This is a genomic window from Sulfitobacter noctilucicola, assembly GCF_000622385.1.
GTDB classification, from domain to species: Bacteria; Pseudomonadota; Alphaproteobacteria; order Rhodobacterales; family Rhodobacteraceae; genus Sulfitobacter; species Sulfitobacter noctilucicola.
On sequence record NZ_JASD01000008.1, the window covers coordinates 537,029 to 553,281 of the forward strand.

Here is a 16,253-nt window from a genome sequence, read left to right on the forward strand (position 1 = left end):
CAAGGATCAATGCACCGTCACGGATATTGCGGCACACGCCCCATCAGCTGATCCAACTGCCAGCCGATCCATCCATGCGGAATGAAATGTCCACCTGGATGGATGTCGAGCGTGACGCGCCCGCCGTCACAGTCCCAAGTCCGGCGATCCAGCGTCAACCATTCCACCGCCTGCCATGGGCCAGTGTGATCGGCCATTCCGCACCCGAGAGTATCGCGCCAAAGCCGCACAGGATGCGCCACATCACCGCCCGGACCCACCGGAAAATACATGACCGTATCGGCCATGCCGTGAACATGCCGGATTTCCTGCGGGGCCTGCGCACAGTTCTCATCCTGAGACAACGTGCCTGATATCGCGAGCAATGCTGCCACCCCATCGCCGTTGTCACAAGCATAGCGCCATGCCATCGCGGAGCCATAAGAATAACCCGAGACATAGATTTGCGCGCGATCAATCGGGAAGCGCTCGGCAACATGCTCGATCACAGCGGCAGCAAACACAGTATCACGACTATCCTCGCGCCAGAAATCCCATGTGCGATTTTCCCCGTTTGGCGCGATTAGCAACACACCGCGCCTGCGGGTATGTCCCGATATGCGCTGGTGATTAACGATCAAATCGCCCTGCCGCCCCCATCCGTGAAAATGCAGCAACACGGGAAGCGCGCTCTGCCCATCCCAATCGTCCGGCAATTTGATGTGATAGGACCGCTCGCCTAGGGTGCAGGCGTTGGTGCCATGACAAGTTTCGGCAGACGCAATCGCTGGCCAAAAAACTAGAACGAGAAGTAGGAAGTATTTCATTAGCCCAGAGAACTGTGCCACCTCAAGGATGTCACCTCACATTCGCGTATCGGGGCTATTATGTCTCGTTTCGTTCGGCCAACTGGTCGTAATCATGCATTCTGTACAGCTTGACTTCGCAATAAAGCCGAAGGCTCGGCTTGAGCGCAAAAAGCAGCGATCCGATGAGAAATAGCCATGTGCCAAAGGTGGTCCACGCGTCGGAGAAAAACATGATCGATCCGATGATAAACATGAACGCCGCACCGAAATCCGCGAGCGTGTGCAAAAGCTCGAACAGTGCATAAAGCTGCTTGCTCTCTTCGGATTGCTGGCGGTTTTCGTGACGGAATAGATGCATGATGGACCTCGGGACAGGTTGGAAACGCTGGCCGCCGGTTTAACCGATGTGGTGCGATAGGTCTATTCGAGGGTGTTCGACCTGCGCCGCGCCACCGCCAGACCGATAGCGCGGGTGGGCGATGGCAAGGTGGCTGCAAGCAGCCTCTATCCCGCGCGAATGCTTAGCGCGACAAACCACCATGCAAATTCGGCTGATCCAAGCTCGCAAACCCGTAATGCCGCAACCAGCGCAGATCGCTGTCAAAGAACGCCCGCAAATCCGGTATCCCGTATTTTAACATCGCAATTCGGTCGATGCCCATACCAAAGGCAAAGCCCTGCCAGATGTCCGGATCAATCCCGCCCGCTTGCAACACCTTCGGATGCACCATCCCGGAGCCGAGCACTTCCATCCATCCGTCGCCTTCACCGATGCGCAACTGGCCATCGACCCATGAGCACTGGATATCAACCTCGGCAGAAGGTTCGGTGAACGGGAAATGGGACGCACGGAAACGGGTTTTGATACCGTCAATCTCGAAGAACGCGGAGAAGAACTCCTCAAGCGTCCATTTCAGGTTCGCCATGGAGATGTCTTTATCAATCGCCAGACCCTCGACCTGATGGAACATCGGCGTATGCGTCTGGTCGTAATCGGCGCGGTACACACCGCCCGGACAGATGATGCGCAGCGGCGCGCCTTCTTTTTCCATCGTGCGGATTTGTACCGGCGATGTATGGGTGCGCAAGACGTGTGGCGGGCGGTCGTCCCCTTCGGCACGCGCCATATAAAATGTGTCCATCTCGGCCCGCGCTGGGTGGTGACCCGGAATGTTCAATGCGTCAAAGTTATACCAATCAGTGTCGATCCGCGGCCCTTCGGCCACAGAAAAACCCATCTCGGCAAAGATCGCGGTCAGCTCTTCGGTGACCTGCGACACCGGATGGATCGAACCTACACGCTGCGGACGTACCGGTAGTGTGACGTCCAACCACTCGGAGCGCAGACGCTCGTCCAATGCGGCATCGCCCAACGCCGCCTTTTTGGCGGCAAGCGCAGAGTTGATCTCGTCTTTCAGCGCGTTCAATGCCGGGCCTGCAACCTGACGCTCTTCAGGGGTCATTTTGCCCAGCTCACGCATCTTCAGCGCGACTTCGCCCTTTTTACCCACGGCCGTCAGCCGGATATCTTCCAGCACAGCTTCGTCCGCTGCGTCCGCAATCAGCGTGAGGTATTTTTGCTTAAGATCGTCCATGGCGCACCCATCAAATTTGCTTGGTTTGTGCTACTTGCCGCCCCTTTGAAATGCAACCCGTCGCGCAGGTCGTCGTTTTGCCTCCGCGATCTACAGAATTCGATTGGCGGAACACAAGATAAAGTAGTACTAAACACCCGACCATCTATATTTCGCATGAGCGTGGACAACTGCTATGGCACTCGCCCCTTTGAAAACATGGCTTACCGTGTCATTGGCGGCGGCTCTTGGCCTCACGGTTGCTGGCGCGGTGGTTCTCTTTGCGGATCAACCTGCCTCCCCGACAGCCTTACAGGCGGACGCGATGGCAAATCTGGCAGCCCCGGCCGCGCCCGGCAGCCACGCGATCGCGGAACATGATGCGCCGCTATCGGAAGACACCTGCGCACAGGATATCGACCGCGATATCCGCGAGATGCTTGTGATCTTTGATGATGGCGAGGTGGAGGTCACCCCAGACCACACACCGATGTTGAACTATATCGCGTCGCGGATGGTGGAATGCGACGGCGCTTTGTTGCAAATTGCAGGACACGCAAGTGGCAGCGGCTCTGATGTCACGAACATCGCCCTGAGCTGGGCGCGCGCAGATGAGACGCTGGATGCGCTTGTTGAACTTGGCCTAGATCCAGCATCGGTCGAAGCCGTTGGATTTGGCGCGCGTGCGCCTCTTGCGCAAGGGTCAGATGACGACAGCGCGGCCAACCGCCGTGTCGATTTCCGCGTTCTGCCGCGCCGCGAGTAAGCACGGCCTGTCTTACTTCACGGCAACTTGAACTTCAGTACGGAACCATCCCCCACGCGCAGCGTTGCTCAGTTGACGTGTATCCACGGCTTTGCCGTGCTGCACAGCATTTTTACCACTACCGGAGACAACAATGAATATTCTGATGGTCCTGACCTCACATGACACCCTTGGCGATACTGGCGAGAAAACGGGCTTCTGGCTCGAAGAATTCGCAGCGCCATATTACGTTTTCAAAGATGCGGGTGCTTCGATCACCATCGCCTCTCCCAAAGGTGGGCAGCCACCATTGGACCCCAAAAGCGATAGTGACGATGCGCAAACTGATGCGACCAAACGCTTCAAAGCAGATACAGAAAGCCAGGAAGCGCTGGCCAACACGAAAGTTCTGTCAGAGATTACTACAGACGGCTTTGATGCGATATTCTATCCCGGCGGTCATGGACCCCTCTGGGATTTGGCCACAGACGCAGACAGCAAACGCCTGATTGAAGGCTTCGCAGCCGCAGACCGCCCCATCGGTGCCGTTTGCCACGCTCCGGCAGTGTTCAAAAACACCAATGGCACTGACGGAAAGCCATTGGTCGCCGGCAAGCGCGTTACCGGTTTCACCAACACGGAAGAGGAAGGTGTGAACCTGACCGACGTGGTGCCGTTTTTGGTTGAGGACATGCTCAAGGAAAACGGCGGGAACTATGAGAAGGGCGATGATTGGGCATCATTTGTGCTGACCGACGGAAAGCTGGTCACGGGTCAGAACCCTGCCTCAAGCGAAGAAGCCGCGAAAGAGATGCTGGCTCTGCTGAAGTAGCGCACCAACGGGGTGGCCCATCCGGCCACCTCACATCCCACAAAGAGAAAGCCGCGCTCCCTTTCGGGTGCGCGGCTTTCTAAATTTCAAAGGATCGCGGCGCTTATGCGGCCAGCGCGTCCTGAGCTGTCTTCACAATCGCACCGAATGCTTCGGGCTCGTGTACTGCCAGATCGGCCAGAACCTTACGGTCCACTTCGATACCTGCAAGGTTCAGACCATTAATGAAACGGCTATATGTCAGCGCTTCATCATGTGAACGCACAGCTGCGTTGATCCGCTGGATCCACAAGGCGCGGAAGTTACGCTTGCGATTCTTGCGGTCACGGGTTGCGTACTGGTTGGCCTTATCGACCGCCTGCGTGGCGACCTTAAAGACGTTCTTACGACGACCGTAATAACCTTTGGCGGCTTTAACGATTTTCTTGTGACGGGCGTGGGTGACTGTCCCACCTTTTACTCGGGCCATGCTAGGTCTCCTATCTTAGCGGTCGTAGGGCATGAAGCCCTTGATGATCTTTGCATCGGGCTCAGACAGTGCTGTCGTGCCGCGTGCGTTACGGATGAACTTTTTGGTCCGTTTGATCATGCCATGCTGTTTACCAGCCTGACCGCCGATGACCTTGCCGGTCGCCGATATCTTGAAGCGCTTTTTGGCGCTCGATTTCGTCTTCATCTTGGGCATTTCCATCTCCGTATACTTGAGTTCGGTTTACGCACGACTCGGCATGCCACTTTGGCCGGCCGCGCGGGTTGAAGTTGGGCGTATAGGAGGGTTGGGGGGTGTTGGCAAGAGGCTGCATGCAATGAGACTTGCGCCGTCCCTTGCATCACATCTGGTGTGACCTCATTGTCCCTCACACTCCCCTACCTCAAGGTGCCCGATTGATGAATACCCCCAAACCGGATGACCCACTTTTCCGCACTATTGCTGATCATGAGAGGCAAGTTTGGGATGCACTGGTCTCAGGCGATGCAGCAACCGATGCAACACTTTTGGATGAGCTGTTTCTGGGTGTCTATTCCGATGGCTTTGCCGTTAAAGCAGATCACATAGGTCAATTGAAACACGGGCCGACAATTGCGACCTATGACCTGCAAGATATGCGTCTGATGACCTTGGGTTCCGATCACGCCCTTATCAGCTATCGCGCGGTGTTCCAGCGATTGAAGCGGGCAACACCTGAAACGATGTACGTCAGCTCGGTCTGGCAGCGCAGGGACGAAAGCTGGGTCAATATCTTTAGTCAGGACACGCCCGAAAAGAAATAAAATCCTAAGGAAGATACCGCGCAGCAACGCCAACGAACACATCCGGCACCTGACTTAGCGTGTAACCGCCCGGCTTGTTCTGCATCGCGTACAGGATCAACGCGCCGCCGATCAGCACCGTCAAAGCGGAGGCACGCGGCGCACGTCTGTCAGAAAGCGCAGACAGGATCGAAGGGATCGAAAAGGCCGCAACAACCAGCCCCAGCGACAAAGCAAGATCCGGATCCATCAGTATTCTCCCAATTCTCTTTCAGGGAGACTACTCTGGATCCGCCGCAAAAATCAAACGTTCGTCGCAGGGTGCAACACGCAGAATATTGGTGCTGCCCGGAACGTTAAACGGTACGCCCGCTGTCACCACAACATGATCGGCTTCGCCCGCGAACCCTTCATCACGTGCGGCACGCACGGCTGAAACGACGGCCTGCTTAAACCGGTCAACGCCGCCCGTGATTACACAATTGGTCCCCCAGCTCAGCGCAAGCCGACGGGCCGTGCCTACCAATGGTGTCAGCGCGATCACCGGAACGCGCGGGCGTTCACGCGCAGTCAAAAGGGCAGTTGTACCGCTTTGGGTAAAGCAACAAATGGCTTTGATGTCCGTTGTCTCTGCGATCTCGCGGGCAGCGGCTACGATGCCATCGGCGACGGTCATACGGTCAGCAATGCGTGAGGATTCAATGATCTGTGTATATGTCGGGTCCAGTTCGACTTCCTTTGCCACATTGTCCATCGTGGTCACGGCTTCAATCGGATAGGAGCCCGCCGCGGATTCGGCGCTCAGCATGACGGCATCCGCACCTTCATAAATTGCGGTCGCCACGTCGGATACTTCGGCGCGTGTGGGCATCGGGCTTTCGATCATGGATTCCAGCATCTGGGTCGCGACAATCACAGGCTTGGCAGCCGCACGGCACTTACGCACCAGGCGTTTCTGGATTGGAGGAACGTTCTGCACCGGAAGCTCTACGCCCAAATCGCCACGGGCGACCATGATCCCGTCACTCACCGCCAGAATATCGTCAAACCGATCTACCGCAGACGGTTTTTCTATCTTGGACAACAGCGCCGCGCGGCCTTTTGCCAGTTCGCGCGCTTCGGTCACATCCTCGGGTCGCTGTACAAAGCTGAGCGCGAGCCAGTCGACACCCAACTCGCAGACAAATTCCAGATCGGCACGATCTTTTTCAGACAAGGCTGCCAGCGGAAGAACCACGTCAGGGACGTTCACGCCCTTCCGGTTTGAAATAATTCCGCCGATCACAACTTCGCAGTTTGCGAAATCCTTGCCGCATTCGATGACCTTCAGGCGAATTTTGCCGTCGTTCACCAAAAGCGATGCGCCCGGCTCAAGGGCTGCGAAAATCTCGGGGTGCGGCAGGCAGACACGGCTTGCATCGCCTTCGGCTTCATTCAGGTCCAACCGGAACTTCGCGCCCACGTCCAGCTGTTCACTATCACCGGAAAACACACCCACCCGCAGCTTGGGACCTTGCAGGTCGGCCAGAATACCGATGGTGCTCCCCAGCTTGTCCTCGACTTCGCGAATGATCCGGTGCTTTTCACGAATCTCTTCATGGCTGCCGTGGCTCATGTTCAACCTGAACACATCCGCACCCGCCTTATGCAACGCCTCTATCATCTCAAGGCTGTCGGATGCGGGGCCAAGGGTAGCGACGATTTTTACGTTGCGCAGGCGTCTCATGAGATCTGTCCTCGTTTCTGATAACTCTAGGCTGCCAAGCCGCTAAAATGCATCTGTTAGCGGTAACAACACGTTCTCTTGTCCCTACCTTGCCGTCACATGCCTGTCAAAGGTTTCACAATTATGAAACCACGACCAGACCTATCTCCATGCGTCCAATCTTGACACTCTGCGCGCTCACCCCCAGCTTTTGCAAAACAGGAGAACAACCATGCCCAGCGAAACAGAGATCGAACTTCAGGCCGCCGCATTTCGCAGGCTACAAAAACACCTGATGGAAGACCGCACCGACGTTCAAAATATCGACATGATGAACTTGACGGGCTTTTGCCGCAATTGCCTGTCCCGTTGGTATCAGGAAGCCGCAAATGAACGCGGCATCGAGATGGACAAAATGGAAGCGCGCGAATTGTTCTACGGAATGAGCATGGATGAGTGGAAAGCCAACTACCAGACAGAGGCCAAGCCAACACAGCAGGAGGCGTTCAAGAAAGCCTTCGCTGAAAATGTAGGCAAAGAATAGCAGCGATTGGTGGCACAACGCGCGAAATCACCGAATTGCCGCCCCATAGGACATCTTCGGCCATAATTGCATCGGATTCAGGACCAAATTTACCAACCTTAGGTCCTGATCCATGCTGCCATTTCTGCTGATTTCTGTTGTCGTGGGTCTTGGCCTGTCCTTGGATATCTCATCGGATGATGACGATTTCGAAGAGCACGCCGAGCGGCTTAACGATATCGACGTACCGGATCGCGAATACGGCACGCCGGATATCCTCGGAACAGACGGTGACAATATCCAGACCGGAACTTCGGCCGACAATACCATGCAGGGCGGTGGCGGCGACGATGTCCTGTCGGGCGCGGGCGGCAACGATACAATCTATGGCGGCACCGGCGATGACTACCTTTACGGTCAACAGGGTGATGACAATCTGGTTGGCGGACCAGGGGACGACGCGATCATTCTGGGGGACGGCGATGATATCACCGATCCGATCATCGGCACCAATGAGGATAGCGGCAATGACCTGATCCGTGGTGGCAACGGCGACGATCTGCTGGGTGACAGCAAAGGGGATGACAGTCTCTATGGCGATGCGGGTGATGATATGCTCGTGACCATAGACGGATACCGCGCCGACGGTACGGTCGGCCCAACAGGAGAGATCAACACCGGCGATATCAGTGACGGGAGCAGCGGAAACGACATTCTGTTGGGTGACGCGGGCGACACTATGACCGGTGGCTCAGGGGACGACAACTTCATCCTTGCCATGACCTCCGACACGGACGCCGCTATAGCCACCATCACCGATTTCGATGTGGATGATGACGTATTGGCGCTGGTATACATCAAGGACGCCGACAATGATCCGGATGTACAGTTCCATCCAAACGCGGATGGAACTGCCCTGCTGGCACTTGTGAACGGCAAAGCCGTGGCAGAGCTTGAGGGGCTTGTCACCTCTGACATTGGCGCGATCAACTACGTCACCGCAAATATGAACGCCTGATACCGTTTACCCGCGAGACCCAATAATAGCCCCAATATGCCAATGCTCTCGCCACAATCGCAGACCATGGATGAAGTGTTAACCAATCATCAAGGTGGCCGCCCGTGTTAGAGCTTTTCATACTCCCGTCCCTACTTGGCCTCGGACTTGCGATGGACTTTCTATCTTCCGACACGGAGGAGGACGAAGAGCCGCCGGTAGAAACCGTACTGGGTGACGACGTTGCGGATTTCATCGGCAGCGATGCCAAAGATCATGTGGAAGCCAATCTTCTTGATAACCTCTTAATAGGAGGCGCGGGAAAGGATTTGCTTGGCGGTCTTGATGGAGCCGATACCCTGTTTGGGGATGATGGCGATGACCGGCTGTTCGGCGGTAATGACGACGACCTCGCACTCGGCGGAGCCGGAAACGACAGGATATTCTTGGGCGATGGAGACGATACCACAGTCCTAGACGGGGACGCCGGATCAGACGCCGGTGACGACTGGATCCGCGGCGGTGCTGGTGCCGACACGATTGTCGACAGCCTCGGGGTTAACAACATCTTCGGAGATATCGGCCACGACGAGATCAGTACACTAGATGCCGAAACGGATGGATCAACACCGGACAGCATCCATGGCGGTTATGGCAATGACACGCTGATTGGCGATGATGGCGACATCCTGACAGGTGGTTTTGGCGATGATAGCTTTGTCGTCGCCGCCGCGTCCGATCAGCCCGGCGCGCCTGTAGTTCTTACCGATTTCGATCTACGTGAGGACATGCTTAGCGTGGTCTTCGTTGACGAAGTACCCGAAGACACCACGTTGCGCCTGACATTCGACGCCGAGACAGACTTGATCCGTGCCTATGCAGGAGAGATCGAGGTCGCGACCCTTTCGGGCCTGACCGCAAGTGACATCCCGTTCATCACGACTTTTGTGACAACATTGCCGGAACTGATGGCAGAAACAGCCTAAGGTCTAGACCGCTACCTTGCGCATTTCGTCCAGATAAATCTCGCGCAGGCGCGGTGCGACGCGACCGGGCGTGCCGTCGCCCAGCGCTACGCCGTCAATCTCGACCACTGGCATCACAAAGGCGCTGGCAGAGGTGGTGAACGCCTCATCCGCTTCTTTGGCCTCATCAATGGTAAAGTTACGTTCTTCCACTTCCATCTGCGCTTCTTTCGCAAAGCGGAGTACAGCCGCCCGGGTGATCCCGTGCAGGATGTCGTTGCTCAACGCACGCGTGATGATTTTGTTACCCTTCACGATGTAAGCGTTGTTGGAGGTGCCTTCAGTCACAAACCCGTCTTCAATCATCCACGCATCATCACACCCGGCTTTCTTGGCCATCATCTTGCCCATCGACGGGTACAACAATTGCACTGTCTTGATGTCGCGACGGCCCCAACGGATGTCTTCGATCGAAATGATCTTGGCACCTTTTTTCGCCGCGGGGCTATCCGCCAGCCCCGGCTTGTTCTGCGTGAACAACACAATCGTAGGCTCGGTCGTTTCAGGATCGGGAAAAGCAAAATCACGGTCGCCGTCAGAGCCACGCGTGATCTGGAGATAGATCAAACCTTCGTCAATTTCGTTCAGGCGCACCAACTCGCGATGCACTTCCAGCAGATCAGCCTTGGAGATCGGGTTGCGCATTTCCAGCTCGTTCAGAGAACGCGACAGGCGTACGGCATGACCGTCGAAATCAATCAGCTTGCCATCCAGCACAGATGTCACCTCATAGACGCCGTCGGCCATCAAAAACCCGCGATCAAAGATAGACACACGTGCCTCATTCTCTGGCAGGTAGTCGCCGTTCACATAAACAGTCCGCATGTCGTTATCCCCAAAGTGCCGGGACAGGAGGGTGAACCCCGTCCTCATCAAATATCAAAGCATTCTCTCGATCTTCGCCTAGCAAAAGCGGCCCGTCCAGATCAACAACCTTTGCACCTTGCGCCACCAATGTCGCAGGGGCCATGGCCAGCGATGACCCGACCATACACCCGACCATCACATCATACCCTTCTGCCAAAGCAGCCGCACGCAGCTTCAGCGCCTCGGTCAAACCACCCGTTTTATCGAGCTTGATGTTCACCACATCATACTTGCCCTTCAGCTTGGGCAAGGTACTGCAATCATGCGCAGATTCGTCAGCACAGACTGGTACAGGCCGCGCCATTCCAATCAGCGCATCGTCCTCTCCGGCTGGCAGAGGCTGTTCAACCAGTGCCACCCCAAGCCGAACCAGATGCGGTGCCAGATCGGCATAGACCTCTGCGGACCAGCCCTCATTTGCGTCCACGATAATTGTCGACTTTGGCGCACCCGCGCGCACCGCTTCAAGCCGTGGCATGTCATCGGGCGTGCCCAGTTTTATTTTCAAGAGCGGACGATGCGCATTCTTGGCCGCCTGTGCCTGCATTTTTTCCGGCTCAGCCAGTGATAAGGTATAGGCTGTGATCTCCGGCCCGGGCTTGGACAATCCAGCCAGCTCCCAAACCCGTTTTCCAGCTTGCTTGGCCTCCAGATCCCACAACGCGCAATCAACCGCGTTGCGCGCAGCCCCCGCTGGCAGCAGATCATTAAGGGTGTCGCGGCTGACATCGTCAGGTAGCCCTTCGATCTGTGCTGTTACAGACTCCAGCGTTTCTCCGTATCGCGCATAGGGGACACATTCGCCCCAGCCTTGCGCGCCCCCCTCGCTCACGCGCACCGTCAAAACCTTTGCCTCGGTTCGCGACCCGCGAGAGATGGTGAACACCTCGGCCAGTTTGAACACATCCCTTGTCACTTCAATGCGCATGGCCGATCCTTTTTGCCGTATGAATTGCACTCGCAGCTTATGGATTACAGCTTTGCCAAGGCATCCGCCAACCGGTCTGCACCCTGACGGTAGGGATCCACGGCGGGCAAGCCCATCTCTTTCTCTACCTTTGCCAAATAGGCAACCGCCTCGTCTTCGGACAAATGCTGTGTGTTCACCGAAATGCCGACAACTTCGCAGGCAGGGTTTGCCACCCGCGCCAGTGTCAGCGCCGTATCACGAACCTGTTCTATGCTGGGCAAGTTGTAGTCCGGCAGCCCGCGCATATGCGTGCGGGTCGGCTCGTGACAGATAATCAGCGCATCAGGCTGCCCGCCGTGGATCAGCGCCAGCGTCACACCGGAATAGCTCACGTGGTACAGGCTTCCCTGCCCCTCGATTACATCCCAATGGTCGGCATCATTATCAGGCGTGAGGTACTCGACCGCACCGGCCATAAAGTCTGCAATCACCGCATCCAGCGGTACGCCGGAACCCGTGATCAAGATACCTGTCTGCCCTGTGGCACGGAAAGTGCTTTTCATGCCTTTCCGCTGCATCGCCTCGTCCAGCGCCAGCGCCGTGTACATCTTGCCAATTGAGCAATCCGTCCCCACAGCCAGCACGCGTTTGCCCGTCCGCTTTACCCCGTCTGCGATCGGATACTGCACATTCGGCACCCGCACATCGTGCAAGGTCTGCCCGCTTACCTGCGATGCGGCGACAAGGTCACCCTCTTCGGCCAACAGATTGTGCAGGCCGGACGCTAGATCAAACCCCATGCCCAGCGCTTCGATCAGCACTTCTTTCCAAGCCTGCGAAATAACCCCGCCACGGTTGGCGACACCAATGACCAGCGTCTTGGCGCCGGCATCCTTGGCTTCTTGGAGCGTCAGATCCTTCAGGCCAACATCCGCCTTGCATCCCGCCATACGGAATTGACCGACAGCGTTATCAGGGCGCCAGTCTTTGATGCCTTGAGCGACTTTGGCGGACAGTTGGTCAGGCGCGTCGCCCAGAAAAAGCAGATATGGTGTTTGGATCATGACAGCCCCCTTGGAATCAATGCTGGTGTCAGACTGCTTGAAACACGGCACAACGTCATTGCTTTGTGAGCGTATAGATCAGGACAATTGCAAAATTCTTGCGTAAGTTTACGCGTTGACGCTCAACTATTGCGCACTTCCGCCCCGGTTGATGTCTTTCTCAGCACCCACAGACCGCCCAGTACAACGACATAGAGCATCACGGGCGGTTCAGTAATTAGCCCCCAAAGGATCCACCACCAATCCAGCACCTGCGGAAGCTGCTCGTATTGACCGGCTTTGTGCATCTCTGCAATCGCTGCAATCGCATCACCGGGCCGGCCCGCCGGCTTGTAATAGACCTTCGGCGGCGTGATCATCCACGCCAGCACGAACACAACAGACATGTCAGCCATCAGCGTCAACGTTCGTTTGCCACCAATCCTGTCAAAGGTCCGCACCCACATGATCGTGTAAATCGCCGGAAGCACAAAAACGCATACCAGAAGAAGCAGAATCGGCACGAGGATAAGAACAGCATAGAAAAGAAGATGTGCAATCACCCCGCCATTAAAGAATGAAACCCAGCCATATTTTGGGCGCAAAAGGGGCAAGCCTCAAAAAAACAGGACATGCTGCAGGTGCAAAATACGCTTGCGCCTACCCGCGCAATTTCCTAGCACCCATGACAAGGCTACACGCAACAAAATTACACACCGAGGTCCGATATGTCTTTCAAAATCCAGCCCGCCGCCCCTGCTCGCCCGAACCGCTGCCAGCTTTTCGGCCCCGGCTCCAACACCAAACTGTTTGCAAAAATGGCGGCGTCAGCTGCGGACGTGATCAACCTCGACCTTGAAGATTCTGTAGCCCCTACAGACAAGGACGTCGCGCGCTCTAACGTCATCGAAGCGATCAACACTGTGGATTGGGGCAAAAAAACCCTGTCAGTGCGTATCAACGGGCTGGATACACCTTACTGGTATAAAGACGTGGTCGAACTGCTGGAAAATGCCGGCGACCGCCTTGACCAGATCATGATTCCAAAAGTCGGCTGCGCGGCGGATGTCTATGCGGTGGACGCGCTTGTCACCGCAATCGAAGCCGCCAAGGGCCGTTCCAAAAAGATCGCCTTTGAGGTCATCATCGAATCCGCCGCAGGCATCGCTCATGTCGAAGAAATCGCAGCCTCCTCACCACGCCTTGAGGCAATGAGCCTTGGAGCCGCCGACTTTGCCGCATCCATGGGGATGCAGACGACCGGCATCGGTGGAACGCAGGAAAATTACTATATGCTGCGCGATGGTACGCAGCATTGGTCCGATCCGTGGCACTGGGCGCAGGCTGCTATTGTCGCCGCCTGCCGCACGCATGGTGTGTTGCCTGTTGATGGGCCCTTTGGTGACTTTTCCGACGATGAAGGCTACCGCGCACAGGCGCGCCGCTCCGCGACACTTGGTATGGTCGGCAAATGGGCCATCCACCCCAAGCAGATCGCCTTGGCGAACGAAGTGTTCACACCTTCAGAAGAAGCCGTCGCCGAAGCCCGCGAAATTCTGGCTGCAATGGAAACGGCAAAGGCAAACGGCGAAGGGGCGACTGTTTACAAGGGTCGCCTGGTGGACATCGCCAGCATCAAACAGGCCGAAGTCATCGTACGCCAATCCGAGATGATTGCGGGTTAATACCCTAACACCGCTTTAATTCCCCAACACCGCTTCGCGCCCGTGGTCTGCGGGCGCGAAACGTGAAAGACAGCCGGATATGAACCTTGATGTCCTTCTGCCTCTGGCCCTTTTTGCCCTCGTCAGTTCTATCACACCCGGACCGAACAACCTGATGCTGATGGCGTCCGGTGCGAACTATGGCTTGCGCCGGTCGATCCCGCATATGTTGGGTATTTCTGCAGGCTTTTCTGTGATGATGATCCTAACGGGCCTGGGTCTTCATCAAGTGTTCGAGCGCTTTCCCGTCAGCTATACTCTGTTGAAAATACTTAGTGTGGCCTACCTGCTTTATCTCGCATGGAGAATCGCCACCGCCGCCCCGATCAAGGAACGGGATGCAAAAGGTAGGCCCATGACGTTTCTACAAGCCGCGGCTTTTCAGTGGGTCAACCCCAAGGCGTGGGCGATGGCGCTCACTTCAATCACAGTCTATATCGCGGACAACGGTACGCTGTTGTTGGTGATTGGCGCTGTCTTCTTTGCCATCGTTAATCTGCCCTCCGTCACGCTCTGGACTGTGATGGGTCAGCAAATGGCACGTTTTCTTACCAATCCTGTGCGGCTGCGCGTTTTCAACTGGACGATGGCCACCCTGCTGGTCCTCTCACTCTACCCATTGCTACAAATGGGCTGACAGATTGCAAACCGCACCGTCACCCGCCATATAAGGCAAAGACAACGGCGGAGCAGCGCATGACACAATATCTGGATTTCGAGAAACCCTTGGCCGAGATTGAAGGCAAGGCGGAAGAGTTGCGGGCGATGGCACGCACCAATGAAGATATGGATGTCTCTGCCGAAGCCGCCGCATTGGACGAAAAGGCCGCCAAGATATTGGACGACCTTTACAAATCTCTGACCCCTTGGCGCAAATGTCAGGTTGCGCGGCACCCGTCCCGCCCGCACTGCAAAGATTATATCGACGCGCTTTTTACCGAATACACACCGCTGGCCGGTGATCGCAACTTTGCCGACGATCTGGCGGTGATGGGCGGTCTGGCGCGGTTCAACGATCAGCCAGTTGTCGTGATCGGCCACGAAAAGGGCAACGACACCAAATCCCGTATTGAGCGTAATTTTGGAATGGCACGGCCCGAGGGATACCGCAAAGCGGTGCGCCTGATGGAGCTCGCCCACAAATTCGGTCTGCCGGTCATTACGCTCGTGGACACGCCCGGTGCCTATCCCGGCAAGGGTGCAGAAGAGCGCGGCCAGTCCGAGGCGATTGCACGTTCAACAGAGAAATGTCTGCAAATCGGGGTGCCATTGATCAGTGTAATCATCGGCGAGGGGGGCTCCGGTGGTGCCGTTGCTTTCGCCACCGCCAACCGTGTGGCGATGATGGAGCATTCCGTCTACTCCGTTATTACGCCCGAAGGCTGTGCATCGATCTTGTGGAAAGATAGCGAGAAGATGCGCGAAGCGGCCGAGGCCATGCGCTTGACCGCCGATGATCTGCGCAAGCTGGGTGTCACGGACCGAATCATCCCCGAACCGAAAGGCGGCGCGCACCGCGACGCCGAAGCCGCGATTGCATCGGTCCGTAGCGCGATTGAGGACATGCTGAAGGATCTCAAAGGCAAAGATGCCAAAGCACTGGTCGCCGACCGCCGCCGGAAATATCTGGAAATGGGTGACAAAGGTCTGGCCGCCTAAAGCTTGATCCGAAAGCGTGGACCGGGCTGCGGCAACGCGTCAAAGCCCATCCGCGGATAGATCGCGGCGGCAACTGCGTTGTCGGGATGCGTCCCGACAGTGACATAGCGACATCCCAATGACCGCGACAACTCGAGTGACGCATTGATAAGCGCGCGGCCAACACCCCGCCCCCTTGCGACATCCCGCACAAACAAATGATGTATATCCATACCGCGCACGCCAAATTGCAGCTGGACGAGCGGACAAAGCGCGGCATAGCCGCTCACCGCCCCACCAACTTCTGCAACCAGAACCTGCAGCCAAGGGGTGACCCCCAAGCAGTCACGTTCAAGGTCGGCGCGGGTAACGTCGGCGGTATCGCCGTGGTGCATCGCCAGATCGCGCACCATCTCCAAAAGGACGGGCAGGTCTTTGTGCTCTAGCGGGCGGGTTGTGATATCTGGCATGTCGAACCTCTTGGACAAACCACCACAAATGCAGGAAAGCCGCGCATGTGGCGGCTCTCATAAATTAAATAAATGAAGAAAAACCGCGATCAGTGCGTGCGGTAATAATAAAGCGTATGCGGGGCTTTGTTCATGGTACGACTATGCGAGAAGGTGCAGAA

At 56.4% G+C, this 16,253-nt stretch carries 21 protein-coding genes; 9 read left to right on the forward strand and 12 right to left on the reverse strand.

The window, feature by feature from the left end:
• Positions 1–17 precede the first annotated feature (17 nt).
• From Z946_RS0106335 to pheS, 3 genes are all read right to left on the reverse strand, one after another.
• On the reverse strand, positions 18–806 hold the full coding sequence (locus Z946_RS0106335) for a CE1 family esterase (RefSeq protein ID WP_025054885.1): 789 nt from the start codon (positions 804–806) through the stop codon (positions 18–20).
• 58 nt (positions 807–864) lie between these two features.
• Entirely contained in the window at positions 865–1,146 is a 282-nt protein-coding gene (locus tag Z946_RS0106340; RefSeq protein WP_025054886.1) for a YrhK family protein, read from the reverse strand.
• A gap of 163 nt (positions 1,147–1,309) precedes the next feature.
• Positions 1,310–2,383: a phenylalanine--tRNA ligase subunit alpha gene (gene pheS / locus Z946_RS0106345; protein WP_025054887.1), complete on the reverse strand. Its 1,074-nt coding sequence runs from the start codon at positions 2,381–2,383 to the stop codon at positions 1,310–1,312.
• A 175-nt stretch (positions 2,384–2,558) separates the two neighbouring features.
• Here pheS and Z946_RS0106350 point away from each other — a divergent pair, with 175 nt between their 5' ends.
• Together Z946_RS0106350 and Z946_RS0106355 are read left to right on the forward strand one after the other, a co-directional pair.
• Positions 2,559–3,128 (forward strand): OmpA family protein, encoded by a 570-nt coding sequence (locus Z946_RS0106350; RefSeq protein ID WP_025054888.1) that lies wholly within the window; start codon positions 2,559–2,561, stop codon positions 3,126–3,128.
• A 133-nt stretch (positions 3,129–3,261) separates the two neighbouring features.
• On the forward strand, positions 3,262–3,939 hold the full coding sequence (locus tag Z946_RS0106355) for a type 1 glutamine amidotransferase domain-containing protein (protein ID WP_025054889.1): 678 nt from the start codon (positions 3,262–3,264) through the stop codon (positions 3,937–3,939).
• A gap of 103 nt (positions 3,940–4,042) precedes the next feature.
• Here Z946_RS0106355 and rplT read toward each other — a convergent pair whose 3' ends face one another.
• Together rplT and rpmI are read right to left on the reverse strand one after the other, a co-directional pair.
• Entirely contained in the window at positions 4,043–4,408 is a 366-nt protein-coding gene (gene rplT / locus Z946_RS0106360) for a 50S ribosomal protein L20 (RefSeq protein ID WP_025051466.1), read from the reverse strand.
• A gap of 15 nt (positions 4,409–4,423) precedes the next feature.
• Positions 4,424–4,624, reverse strand: coding sequence for a 50S ribosomal protein L35 (gene rpmI, locus Z946_RS0106365; RefSeq protein WP_025054890.1), 201 nt, complete (start codon positions 4,622–4,624; stop codon positions 4,424–4,426).
• A 203-nt stretch (positions 4,625–4,827) separates the two neighbouring features.
• On the opposite strand from rpmI, the gene Z946_RS0106370 reads away from it, so the two are divergent.
• The gene (locus Z946_RS0106370) at positions 4,828–5,211 is read left to right on the forward strand and encodes a nuclear transport factor 2 family protein (RefSeq protein ID WP_025054891.1); all 384 of its coding nucleotides are present in this window, start codon (positions 4,828–4,830) and stop codon (positions 5,209–5,211) included.
• A gap of 4 nt (positions 5,212–5,215) precedes the next feature.
• Here the strand turns inward: Z946_RS0106370 and Z946_RS0106375 are convergent, their stop codons facing one another.
• The gene (locus Z946_RS0106375; RefSeq protein ID WP_025054892.1) at positions 5,216–5,440 is read right to left on the reverse strand and encodes a hypothetical protein; all 225 of its coding nucleotides are present in this window, start codon (positions 5,438–5,440) and stop codon (positions 5,216–5,218) included.
• Positions 5,441–5,470: 30 nt separating this feature from the next.
• Positions 5,471–6,916: a pyruvate kinase gene (pyk, locus tag Z946_RS0106380; RefSeq protein WP_025054893.1), complete on the reverse strand. Its 1,446-nt coding sequence runs from the start codon at positions 6,914–6,916 to the stop codon at positions 5,471–5,473.
• A 211-nt stretch (positions 6,917–7,127) separates the two neighbouring features.
• Here pyk and Z946_RS0106385 point away from each other — a divergent pair, with 211 nt between their 5' ends.
• From Z946_RS0106385 to Z946_RS21020, 3 genes are all read left to right on the forward strand, one after another.
• A complete protein-coding gene (locus tag Z946_RS0106385; RefSeq protein ID WP_025054894.1) occupies positions 7,128–7,439 on the forward strand; it encodes a DUF1244 domain-containing protein in 312 nt (103 codons plus the stop codon).
• Between the two features lie 112 nt (positions 7,440–7,551).
• Positions 7,552–8,436 (forward strand): calcium-binding protein, encoded by an 885-nt coding sequence (locus Z946_RS21015; protein WP_025054895.1) that lies wholly within the window; start codon positions 7,552–7,554, stop codon positions 8,434–8,436.
• Between the two features lie 104 nt (positions 8,437–8,540).
• Positions 8,541–9,401, forward strand: a complete 861-nt coding sequence (locus Z946_RS21020; RefSeq protein ID WP_152540559.1) for a calcium-binding protein — start codon at positions 8,541–8,543, stop codon at positions 9,399–9,401.
• Between the two features lie 3 nt (positions 9,402–9,404).
• On the opposite strand, the gene Z946_RS0106400 is transcribed toward Z946_RS21020, so the two are convergent.
• The 4 genes from Z946_RS0106400 to Z946_RS0106415 form a co-directional block, all read right to left on the reverse strand.
• Positions 9,405–10,265: a D-amino-acid transaminase gene (locus Z946_RS0106400; RefSeq protein WP_025054897.1), complete on the reverse strand. Its 861-nt coding sequence runs from the start codon at positions 10,263–10,265 to the stop codon at positions 9,405–9,407.
• 4 nt (positions 10,266–10,269) lie between these two features.
• Positions 10,270–11,235 carry an N-acetyl-D-Glu racemase DgcA gene (gene dgcA, locus Z946_RS0106405; protein ID WP_025054898.1) on the reverse strand — a complete coding sequence of 322 codons (966 nt, stop codon included), beginning with the start codon at positions 11,233–11,235 and terminating at the stop codon, positions 10,270–10,272.
• Between the two features lie 44 nt (positions 11,236–11,279).
• Positions 11,280–12,281: an N-acetyltransferase DgcN gene (gene dgcN / locus Z946_RS0106410; protein WP_025054899.1), complete on the reverse strand. Its 1,002-nt coding sequence runs from the start codon at positions 12,279–12,281 to the stop codon at positions 11,280–11,282.
• Positions 12,282–12,403: 122 nt separating this feature from the next.
• The gene (locus Z946_RS0106415) at positions 12,404–12,784 is read right to left on the reverse strand and encodes a hypothetical protein (RefSeq protein ID WP_152540560.1); all 381 of its coding nucleotides are present in this window, start codon (positions 12,782–12,784) and stop codon (positions 12,404–12,406) included.
• Between the two features lie 204 nt (positions 12,785–12,988).
• Here Z946_RS0106415 and Z946_RS0106420 point away from each other — a divergent pair, with 204 nt between their 5' ends.
• From Z946_RS0106420 to Z946_RS0106430, 3 genes are all read left to right on the forward strand, one after another.
• On the forward strand, positions 12,989–13,945 hold the full coding sequence (locus tag Z946_RS0106420) for an L-malyl-CoA/beta-methylmalyl-CoA lyase (protein WP_025054901.1): 957 nt from the start codon (positions 12,989–12,991) through the stop codon (positions 13,943–13,945).
• 79 nt (positions 13,946–14,024) lie between these two features.
• Positions 14,025–14,621: a LysE family translocator gene (locus tag Z946_RS0106425; protein WP_025054902.1), complete on the forward strand. Its 597-nt coding sequence runs from the start codon at positions 14,025–14,027 to the stop codon at positions 14,619–14,621.
• A gap of 59 nt (positions 14,622–14,680) precedes the next feature.
• On the forward strand, positions 14,681–15,643 hold the full coding sequence (locus tag Z946_RS0106430) for an acetyl-CoA carboxylase carboxyltransferase subunit alpha (protein WP_025054903.1): 963 nt from the start codon (positions 14,681–14,683) through the stop codon (positions 15,641–15,643).
• Here the strand turns inward: Z946_RS0106430 and Z946_RS20495 are convergent.
• Positions 15,640–16,092, reverse strand: coding sequence for a GNAT family N-acetyltransferase (locus Z946_RS20495; RefSeq protein ID WP_025054904.1), 453 nt, complete (start codon positions 16,090–16,092; stop codon positions 15,640–15,642). The two genes, Z946_RS0106430 and Z946_RS20495, sit on opposite strands and share 4 nt — an antisense overlap.
• Positions 16,093–16,253: the final 161 nt, after the last annotated feature.